Annotated in this window: 2 protein-coding genes; both read right to left on the bottom strand. The window is 71.6% G+C overall.

What is annotated here, in order from left to right; all coding sequences use genetic code 11:
- Positions 1 to 1,101: UDP-N-acetylmuramate--L-alanine ligase (murC, locus tag D180_RS14070; protein WP_017913303.1), on the bottom strand; the 1,101-nt coding region annotated here is incomplete at its 3' end.
- The coding region (locus D180_RS14065) for a glycosyltransferase (protein ID WP_017913302.1) at positions 1,098 to 1,816 on the bottom strand (719 nt) is incomplete at its 5' end. The genes D180_RS14065 and murC, both read right to left, overlap by 4 nt.

Here is a 1,816-nt window from a genome sequence, read left to right as displayed (position 1 = left end):
CAGGCGCTTGTCCGGCCAGCCGCCGCGGGCGGCGGCGAACACCGCGGCCAGCTCGCGCGGGTGGTGGCCGTAGTCGTCGACCACGCGCACGCGCGCGCCGCCGGCGGTGGTCACTTCGCCCAGGTCGTTGAAGCGGCGGCCGATGCCGGCGAAGCTCTGCAGCGCGCTGGCGATCGCCTCCGGCGCCACGCCGAGCTGCCAGCCGATGGCGGCGGCGGCCAGCGCGTTGAGCACGTTGTGCCGGCCCGGCAGCGCCAGGGTCACCGGGATGCTGCTGCCTTCGGGCAAGCGCAGGGTGAAGCGCATGCGCGGGCCGTCCTGCACCACGTCCTCGGCGCGCACGTCGGCGTTCTCGCTGAGGCCGTAGCTCATCACGTGGCGTGGGGTCTTCGCCGCCAGCGCGGCCACTTCCGGATCGTCGATGCACAGCACCGCCAGGCCGTAGAACGGCAGGCGCTGCAGGAACTCGGCGAATGCCGCCTGGACCCGGGCGAAGTCGTTGCCGTAGTTCTCCAGGTGATCGGCATCGATGTTGGTGATGACCGAGATCAACGGGTTCAGGCGCAGGAAGCTGCCGTCGCTCTCGTCGGCCTCGGCCACCAGCCACTGGCCGCCGCCGAGCTTGGCGTTGGCGCCGGCGGCGAGCAGTTGGCCGCCGATCACGAAGGTCGGGTCCAGCCCGCCTTCGCTGAGCACCGCCGCGGCCAGGCTGGTGGTGGTGGTCTTGCCGTGGGTGCCGGCCACCGCGATACCGCGGCGGAAGCGCATCAGTTCGGCGAGCATCGCCGCGCGCGGCATGATCGGAATGCGCTGGCTGCGCGCCTCCATCAGTTCCGGGTTGTCTTCGCGGATCGCGCTGGACACCACCACGCAGTCGGTGCCGAGCACATTGGCCGCCGAGTGTCCGCGCATCACCCGTGCGCCGAGCTTGACCAGGCGCCGAGTCGCCGCGTTGTCGGCGTTGTCCGAACCGGAGACCTCATAGCCCAGGGTCAGCATGACCTCGGCGATGCCGCTCATGCCGGTGCCGCCGATGCCGACGAAGTGCACGCGCGGGAACGCACGGACCAGATCACCGGTGTCGTGGAGGCGGCGAATCACAGGGCACCTCCTGCGGAGGTGCCGGGATTGGGGATTCGGGAATCGGGAATCGGGAAAAGCGAAGCGCTGGCGGCGATCCGCGCCTGCCGCGTGTTCGTGTCTGCGTGTGTCACTGCGTGATTCTGCCCTTGATTTTGCTTGTACCCATTCCCCATTCCCGGTTCTCCATTCCCGGCTTCTTCCAAAACGATGTCCGCGATCCGCTCGGCCGCATCCGGCTTGGCCAGCTGGCGCGCGGCCTCGGCCATCGCCAGGCGCTGCGCCGGCTGCGCCAGCAGGTCGCGCAGCACGCGCTGCAGGTGGCCGGCCAGGGCGTCGTCCTGCTTCAGCAGCACGGCGGCGCCGCGCTCGACCAGGTATTCGGCGTTGCGGGTCTGGTGGTCGTCGACGGCGGCGGCGAACGGCACCAGCACGCTGCCGATGCCGACCGCGCACAGTTCGGCCAGGGTCGAGGCGCCGGCGCGGCACACCACTAGGTCGGCCCAGGCGTAGGCGGCGGCCATGTCGCCGATGAAGGCTTCGACGCTGGCGGCGACGCCGGCATCGGCATAGGCGCGCGCGGCTTCCTCGCGCAGCGCTTCGCCGCACTGGTGGCGCACTTCCACGGCCACGCCGAGCGCGGCCAGCGCCTGCGGCAGCGCCTGGTTGAGCACGCGTGCGCCCTGGCTACCACCCAGCACCAGCAGCCGCGGCGCGCCGTGGCGCGCGGCCAGGC

This window comes from Xanthomonas sp. SHU 166 (genome assembly GCF_000364685.1).
GTDB lineage: Bacteria > Pseudomonadota > Gammaproteobacteria > Xanthomonadales > Xanthomonadaceae > Xanthomonas_A > Xanthomonas_A sontii.
The sequence above is the reverse complement of the archived record's forward strand: the minus strand, read 5'-3'. Positions and strand labels throughout refer to the sequence as shown.